Source organism: Chamaesiphon sp. OTE_20_metabat_361 (assembly GCF_031364565.1).
In genome coordinates, this window is the sequence record NZ_JANLWO010000601.1 from 1 (window position 1) to 7,657 (window position 7,657).

A 7,657-nucleotide genomic window follows, 5' to 3' on the forward strand; every position below is an offset into this window, starting at 1 on the left:
AGTCGGCGCGTCCTCGAAAAAGTTGGCATGAAGTTTGTCAGATATATTCCTCACGCGTTTCAAAAAAAGGGACACTGGATCGAAGCAAATAAGCTCGAAATTACCAAGCAAGAATGGTTGGGTAATAATTAATAATTAATAATTAATTATTAATTACTTCTCCCCGAAGGACATTGGCATTTCCCTGCAAAGAAACCCTGTTCCTTTCCTAACCCCGCTATAAGTAGCTAGGCGGAATTAAATGTAAGATGCCAGCCTTTTGCCCTCACCCCCAAACCCTCTCTCTTGTCTTGACGCGCTCGACCTGGAGGGAACCTCCGTGATGAGCGCGTCGCTGATTCGCTGTCTTGACTGAAACACATTGGCTCTGCCTTTTGTATCCTCCAGTTTCGACCGTGACATTTTCGTGATGCTGCTTATCTACTTATCTACTGGGTGCAGAGATACGATTGAGAGCGTGAATTTGTCGATCGAGATAAGTTATGGCGATCGAGTTTAATATGACGATCTATCCAAATAAATCCGATCGAGTGTAACGATCGAATCATCCAATATTCGTAATAGAGATTGAGTTTGCTAAAATCGATCGCAATCACAAGCCCAAATCATCGCTCCGTCCAGGTTTGCTCGTGGACAGTTCCCATCACATGCGGTTGGGAGCGACGATCGTGCGACGATCGGGGGTAATTAGCGTGGTGTTGAGCGGATGAATCCTTTTGACGGTACCGCCGATCCCCAGACATTCGATATAGTCGCCGACTTTAAACGGGCGGAGGACGATAATCAAAATCCCTGCGGCAAAATTGGATAAAGAACCTTGTCAAGCAAGTCCCAGTGCGACCCCGATCGATCCTAAGATCGCAATAAATGATGCTGTCTGGACGCCTAACTGACCGAGGGCGATAATCGCGGTCATCGTGACTACCGAAATATACACCAAGTTACTGGCAAATAATACTAACGTGGCATCAATTCTAGCTTGTTGAATCGCGCGACCGACGATCGATTGGAGCACCCGAGCAAGTTGAATGCCAGCTAGCAGAATCAGGCAAGCTGAGATCGCTTTAACGCCGAAGTTGGCAACCCAGATCTGGAGTTGAGATAATAGCTCTGTCTTATTGTCCATAGAAAGTTCTCTCCAAGGGCAGATGGCAGGTACTTCCACTCTACCTCATTGAGTTCACCTCCTGGCCACTCGTTGGCGTAGCCTCTCAGAATGAGAATCGCTCTTAGCAGCTCCTAAGTGCTTTCTCAGTCAAGCTTTTAAGATAGATAGGCATTCCTTGATTTCGATTCATCACGATCGGCGTCTTTTTTGCTTTCCAACAAGTTAGACTGGCGATCGAGCCAAAAGGTTTAATAGTGATGGCTTTAAGATCTCGATCGTAGTTATTATCAGGTTTTGCACAGTGGATCTAACGCGCCAATCGGTTTGGGAAAAAGAATTAAGTGATGTCTTTACCTTGGTGGAGTATCCAGCGATATCAGACGAGCCGTACTGTCTAATTATTGGCGGCAATCAAGCTACTGACGAAGGTGCTAAAACGCTCGCAATTTATTTTCAGGATTGGGGAGTCGATCGGGAAACCATCACAAATATCCAGTGCTGGGCGGTATTTCAAGCCGTACTCGAAGTGGGGATTGTCGAGGAGATGGCTGGTTTTACATTTAATGACGCTCTCAAGTGGGCGATTGGTTGATTGCCAGTAATAGCTGAGATCGCTTGTCTGGCATTAGTTACGGCGACTCTAACAAGCAAAATATTTCTCAACGCCCCATCTTAGTTGTTAGCTAAAGCATTAACATTCCGATGTTGACGAAACTAAATCGTAACTAAATAGCAGCAAAAATATCTCCGTATCCAACTCACAGACGAAGGGTGTTTAATGATATTCAATAGAACTCACACCACAGCAATCCAGCCATGTTCAAAAGCACTTTTGTCTCCAGCTTAACTCTCGTTTCCGTCCTATTTACCACTGCTGCTAGCACTCACGCCGAACTAGCTCCTAGCATCAACTCCCTCACAATTCAAAATATCGAACGCGCTCAGGAAGCTCCTGAAGTCAAAAATGACGACGCAAGCGCTGACAATCGCGAACAATCGATGAAATACGTCCAATTGGGCTGGGCGGCACAGAAAAAAGGACAGAAGGAACAAGCCTTAGCCTATTATGAGAAAGCACTCAGACTCGAAGAAACTAATCCTTATGCTTTTATGGCAGTTGCCACCTTGTTCGGTGGCACTAAGGATGGAATTACTTGTATGAAAGCCGCACTCTTCCTCTTTGAAAAACAAGAAAATCAAGAAGGAGTACAAATTGCCACCGCTTGGTTGAAAGAGTATAGTGTCAACTAGTATCAACCTAAATCTTCGCCTAATATCATCAGTCGATCGCGATCGATCCTCAGAGTAGCCCTGACATAATTATGTCAGGGTTACTCTGAGACACCACAGTCATGTCTATTAAATTAGGGTTGGGAGCGGATGCGATCGGCGCATTACCGAGTACGATCGTAGCTAAACTTTAATTTGTTAACAATGAGTAATAGTAATTTGTGGGCATCAAAACCTTGGTGGTGTCAGCCGTGGACGATCGTCCTGACGGGAATAGCCATTATTACTGGCAGTTGGTTATTATTCCATACTCTGTGGCTAACTTTGCCAGTAGCCGGGTTAATTATCCTATGGTGGACTTATTTTTTGATTGTTGTCCCCCGGATATTAGCACAACAGGATTTAGAGCGATCGTAACGGTGTTTTTAACCGCGATCTTTGGGCGATTGTGTCTAGCGGTACTTGAAAATATTTTGACGCATTACTCATATCAAAAGATAATAGTCGATCGTGACCGCGAGCGAGAATTTTTTTCGGCTTTGAAGGTTGTATGCCCTGGGCTTTTAATAATTCGCTAGCTAAGGCACGGGCGAGGAGTGGCGGGACGCTATTACCAATTTGGCGACAGCCATGCCATTTCGTCCCGTGCAAGCGGAACCAGTCGGGATAGGAATGCAATCTCGCCGCCTCGCGCACGGTGATGACGCGGGGTAAAAAGGGATGAATCGGGCGGGGGGAGGTATGCGCGCCGCGTGCGCTATCGGTACCAGCGCGGAGTGTATTACATAGCCCAGCCGGATCGAGGCGGCGGAAGTGGCTGATGGCTTCGGTTTTACCTTGAATGGTCGCGTTAAATCTAGTTTGGGAGGCGGGGTTATGTCGGGTTCTGATACTACAGGTGAGCAGGTGAGGGTCGAATCTCCGGGAGTAGCTATAATCGTGGGGATCGCGATCGAATCCTCTCAGTCTACGTGCGTAGGGGCTGGTTGTCTCCCATGTTACCGCGATCCGATCTTCCAGCCAGAGCGCCTCAAATCGATCGGCATTTGGTAAATCCCCAATCGCTTCCCAAACTGTTACGCGCTCTGGGTGTGGCTGTGGATAAGTGGGCGACTTCTCCCCCTGACGCGTACCGACGAGAAATAGTCGCTTGCGATCCTGTGGTACGCCATAATCGGCGGCGTTGAGTACTTGGTAAGGTGTCAGCACATCATAACCAGCCTCGCCCAATGCGGCAATCAGTTCGGCGAGAAACTGGGCGTGTGCGCCGAGGGTTAAGCCTTTGACATTTTCAAAGACGCAATATTTAGGGTTTAATTCCTTAACGAGCCGCACGTAATGAAATACTAACTGGTTGCGGGGATCGTCGAAAGCACGTTTGCCCATGAGGGAAAAGCCTTGACAGGGAGCGCCGCCCATGACAACATCGATATCGCGATCGCCTAATTTGGCTCTCCGGCGAACTTCTGCACCCGTCAGATCGATGACGCTAGCGCAAATTGTGGCAGCATGGGGAAAGTTGTACTCGTGCGTGGCACAATGAATCGGATCGATCTCTACTGCGGCGACGATATCAAAACCAGCCTGCTCGAATCCCAATGACATCCCGCCAGCACCTGCAAACAGGTCGATTCCGATCGGTCTATTCATGTCAATGCTCGGACGGTACTGGGCTAAATCATTTTACCAGTGGTGAGGATGTTCTGTCTCAGCAATTTGACGATCGATCGCCCCAAGATGACAATGTTAAACATCATACATTTTATAGATCGACTGTGGGGGATGGTTTATACCAGCAAACATCGATCCAGGAAGTAGAAGTAGTGGGACGACACGACTAAAACTGTGGGCATTTATAACTCTGGAAAATACAATGAGTAACATTTTGAGCGTTGGCGCAGCCTCTCTGAAAGAGAATCGCTTTACCCACATTTTTAGTCGTGTCAAGCCAGTAGCCAGTAGGGTGGGCATTGCCCACCATTAAGGTTTCGGACACAATCTATCTGATAAATAATTACGCCTACTTACTGAACCGATCGCATATTTAGAATATTATAATACAAGAAGTTAAAATAAAAATATTCATCAAAAATGACAGCAGCATCGCTCTCAAGTCCACAAGAACGGATGGGGATAATTCAGGGCGATATTACTAAATTGACAGTAGATGCGATCGTGAATGCAGCTAATAGTTCGTTACTTGGTGGTGGCGGTGTCGATGGAGCGATCCATCGCGCGGCGGGCAAAGAGTTATTAGCTACGTGTCAGCGACTAAATGGTTGTAAAACTGGTGAGGCTAAAATTACTTCAGGCTATCGATTGACGGCTGATTATATAATTCATACCGTTGGCCCTATTTGGGAGGGTGGTAATAGTGGCGAGCCAGAATTACTCGCCAGTTGTTATCGCGAAAGTTTGGCTCTAGCCGCACAATATGAGATTAAAACGATCGCGTTTCCAGCGATTAGTTGTGGTGTTTATGGTTATCCGATCGATCTAGCGGCTCAGGTGGCATTGGAGACTGTGCGGGCTTATTTGGTGCAAGATTTGTCGATCGAGGGTGTGAGCTTTGTTTGTTTTAGCGATACTGATTATGATGCCTATGTCGAAGCTTTTGGGATGTTATGATTTGACAATACTGCGTAATGAATCGAAGAATGTGGGATAGGAAATAGACGCTGCTTCGGCACGGTGAATGGTAGTCGTTTCCTTTGCCATTAGGGACGCGATCGACAGGCTCATGGCAATCCGATGATCTGTAAAACTATCTAGCTCTGCGCCGCTTAAAGTGCCCCCACCAGTGATTTCTAAACCATCGGGTAATTCGGTAACTTTTGCGCCCATTTTAGTTAACGCTGCTGCCATTACTTGCAACCTGTCGCTCTCTTTAACGCGCAATTCGGCAGCGTCTTTAATAACGGTTGTCCCTTGAGCAAATACAGCGGCGACAGCTAGAATTGGAATCTCATCGATCAGACGCGGGATCAGATCGCCGCTAATTTCACAGGCTTTGAGGTTGCTATGTTTGACGCGGATATCGGCAACGGGTTCGCCAGCAACTTCGCGCTGATTTTCGAGGGTAATATCGGCACCCATTAATTCTAAAGCCACCAAAATGCCCGTGCGGGTAGGATTGACGCCGACATTTTCAATATACAACTCCGAACCAGGCACGATCGCGCCAGCTACCAGCCAAAATGCTGCCGAGCTAATATCCCCAGGGACGATTACTTGTTGTCCGGTGAGGGTAGGATAGCCCGTCACAGTCGCACTATGCGTCTCTGGATCGACATCTATCTGCGCCCCAAACGCTCGTAACATCCGTTCGGAGTGATCCCGCGATAAGGCGGGTTCTGTGACGGTGGTGCGCCCGTAAACCATCAATCCAGCGAGTAATATTGCCGACTTGACCTGAGCAGACGCGATCGGGGAATGATAGTGGATCGGTTGTAATGCTTGTCCGCGCACAGCGAGCGGTGCGAGGGAATTGCTCTTGCGTCCCCAGATTTGCGCTCCCATCTCCGCCAGCGGTGCGACGACTCGCGACATCGGACGCGATCGCAAGGAGTCATCACCAGTTACCATAAAAAAGCGATCGGGATGAGAAGCTAAGATCCCCAGCATCAATCGCATCGTCGTTCCGGAATTGCCAGCGTCGAGGATATTTACTGGCTCCTGAAGCTGCCCCAAACCAATCCCCGTCACCGTTACCAGTTCGGTATTTAATTCAGAAATCTGCGCTCCCATTGCCGTAAAACAAGCCGCCGTACTCCGAGGATCTTCACCGAGCAATAAGCCCCGAATCGTCGTCTCACCCTCCGCCAAGGCTCCCAACATCAAGGCGCGATGGGAAATAGATTTGTCCCCAGGAATCTGTAAGGTGCCTTGGAGCGAGATCCCCGATGCTGGCGGCGTAACAGTGAGGCTGTGATGACGATCGAGCGGTTGCAGGTTAATCACGATGAGTTTGGTAGATAGTCAATACTTATTGTAGGCTAGGCAATCTCGATCGATTTGCCGGACTGGGAAAATACAAAAATCCCCTCGTTTGAGGGGATTTTTGGTACTTAACGTTTGCCTACCTTGACAGTCACACTTTGTTTTTCACCGACTTTGCCCAATGCTTGTGGTGGTTGGGCATCATGAGCGATAAACAAGCCACCAGCATTATTGGTATTGATCGTGACTTGCTTTTGAGCTGTCCAGTTAAATTTTGTCCCAATATTGAGATTGCCCGTGAATACGGTCTTCCCATCGATGCCAATTTGCGCCCAAGTTGGACTCTTGACGACGATCTCTACAGGAATGTCTGGTAATTGACTGCGTTGAGGTGCAGCTACAGGCGCTGTAGCACTTCCTGCTGCTGGCTGCGGTTTGGCTGCTACTACTGGAGTGGGCTGAGACTGCGATTTGAAGGCAGTGTTGAGTAGATTAGACGCCACCGCACTTACCCCAATAATCGCCACTGTATAGCCTAAATACACGTACAGCGGCTTAACTGGAGTGGGAGTGTGAAAAGTGGTTGTCTGGAGCTTGGTAGTCGGCTCAAAGGTAGCAGCGGCGGCGTCCCAGTTAGGTACTTGCTGGGAAATTGTCGCTCCATCCAAGCCTACGCTATCAGCATAGCGTTTGACCATGCCTTTGACGTATACAGGCTCGGGGAGCATTTCGATATGCCCTTCTTCGATCGCCTGTACCAGTCGCGGCTGAATCCGAGTGCGGCTAGCGATATCGCCGATCGAGAGTTGACGATTTTGGCGATTTTGGCGTAAACTTTCGCCAAGTTCTTGCAAGATCTCGCTGGGCGTTGGTAGTGCGGGAACAAATTCGACAGGTTCGGCTGCCACTGGTGGTTTCGGTCGGAACTGCTCGAATGCAGCAACCGAGCCGACTAGAAGTGACAGTTTAGATAGTTTGAGAGCGGTCAGATGCTTGAGCGGTGCCAGTAGAGTCACGATCGCTGATGTGGGGTAGTTGTGGGATTATAATCGGGGTTTAATGCTGATGATACCGGATCGGGGCGCTGCTTCTCCTTAAATAGCTACCGTGTATACACATCTCTAGTTAGGATCGAAATTGGTGGGAATCCCCCTGTCTTGTCGGTTTTTTATTCTGGGGTTCCCCCAGAATAAAACCGCCGCTGTCTTGTCTCGCATAATCCGGGAGGTTCCCTCCCGGCTGCGAGCCGCTAAATCCCCCTTTTCAAGGGGGACTTTTAAAGCCCCCTTGAAAAGGGGGTTGGGGGATGTAGATCTAAAAACGTAGCCCAATTGTGTTGTGTATACGCCGGAGCCTTAAACAGAGGACGCTGAGATCGTT

At 48.5% G+C, this 7,657-nt stretch carries 9 protein-coding genes and 1 pseudogene; 4 read left to right on the top strand and 6 right to left on the bottom strand.

Translation table 11 applies throughout. The features are described 5' to 3' along the window. Nucleotides 1-643: 643 nt before the first annotated feature. Nucleotides 644-802 (bottom strand): annotated as a pseudogene (locus tag RMO35_RS17215) (mechanosensitive ion channel domain-containing protein); the annotation flags it as partial. An 18-nt stretch (nt 803-820) separates the two neighbouring features. Then, nucleotides 821-1,126 (bottom strand): mechanosensitive ion channel family protein, encoded by a 306-nt coding sequence (locus RMO35_RS17220; protein ID WP_309742540.1) that lies wholly within the window; start codon nt 1,124-1,126, stop codon nt 821-823. 283 nt (nt 1,127-1,409) lie between these two features. Here RMO35_RS17220 and RMO35_RS17225 point away from each other — a divergent pair, with 283 nt between their 5' ends. The 3 genes from RMO35_RS17225 to RMO35_RS17235 all read left to right on the top strand — a co-directional run bounded on the left by RMO35_RS17225 (nt 1,410) and on the right by RMO35_RS17235 (nt 2,755). Next, a complete protein-coding gene (locus RMO35_RS17225; protein WP_309742541.1) occupies nt 1,410-1,700 on the top strand; it encodes a hypothetical protein in 291 nt (96 codons plus the stop codon). A 224-nt stretch (nt 1,701-1,924) separates the two neighbouring features. Further along, the gene (locus RMO35_RS17230; RefSeq protein WP_309742542.1) at nt 1,925-2,359 is read left to right on the top strand and encodes a tetratricopeptide repeat protein; all 435 of its coding nucleotides are present in this window, start codon (nt 1,925-1,927) and stop codon (nt 2,357-2,359) included. 183 nt (nt 2,360-2,542) lie between these two features. After that, on the top strand, nt 2,543-2,755 hold the full coding sequence (locus RMO35_RS17235; protein ID WP_309742543.1) for a DUF6737 family protein: 213 nt from the start codon (nt 2,543-2,545) through the stop codon (nt 2,753-2,755). On the opposite strand, the gene RMO35_RS17240 is transcribed toward RMO35_RS17235, so the two are convergent. Beyond that, nucleotides 2,741-3,988, bottom strand: a complete 1,248-nt coding sequence (locus RMO35_RS17240; RefSeq protein WP_309742544.1) for a DNA cytosine methyltransferase — start codon at nt 3,986-3,988, stop codon at nt 2,741-2,743. The two genes, RMO35_RS17235 and RMO35_RS17240, sit on opposite strands and share 15 nt — an antisense overlap. 187 nt (nt 3,989-4,175) lie before the next feature. After that, complete coding sequence (locus RMO35_RS17245; protein ID WP_309742545.1) at nt 4,176-4,334, bottom strand: hypothetical protein; 159 nt, start codon at nt 4,332-4,334, stop codon at nt 4,176-4,178. A 95-nt stretch (nt 4,335-4,429) separates the two neighbouring features. Here RMO35_RS17245 and RMO35_RS17250 point away from each other — a divergent pair, with 95 nt between their 5' ends. Further along, a complete protein-coding gene (locus tag RMO35_RS17250) occupies nt 4,430-4,966 on the top strand; it encodes an O-acetyl-ADP-ribose deacetylase (protein WP_309742546.1) in 537 nt (178 codons plus the stop codon). Here the strand turns inward: RMO35_RS17250 and aroA are convergent. Together aroA and RMO35_RS17260 are read right to left on the bottom strand one after the other, a co-directional pair. Continuing rightward, a complete protein-coding gene (aroA, locus tag RMO35_RS17255; protein ID WP_396135692.1) occupies nt 4,961-6,295 on the bottom strand; it encodes a 3-phosphoshikimate 1-carboxyvinyltransferase in 1,335 nt (444 codons plus the stop codon). The genes RMO35_RS17250 and aroA overlap by 6 nt on opposite strands. Before the next feature lie 110 nt (nt 6,296-6,405). Continuing rightward, entirely contained in the window at nt 6,406-7,293 is an 888-nt protein-coding gene (locus RMO35_RS17260; protein WP_309742548.1) for a RodZ domain-containing protein, read from the bottom strand. Nucleotides 7,294-7,657 lie beyond the last annotated feature (364 nt).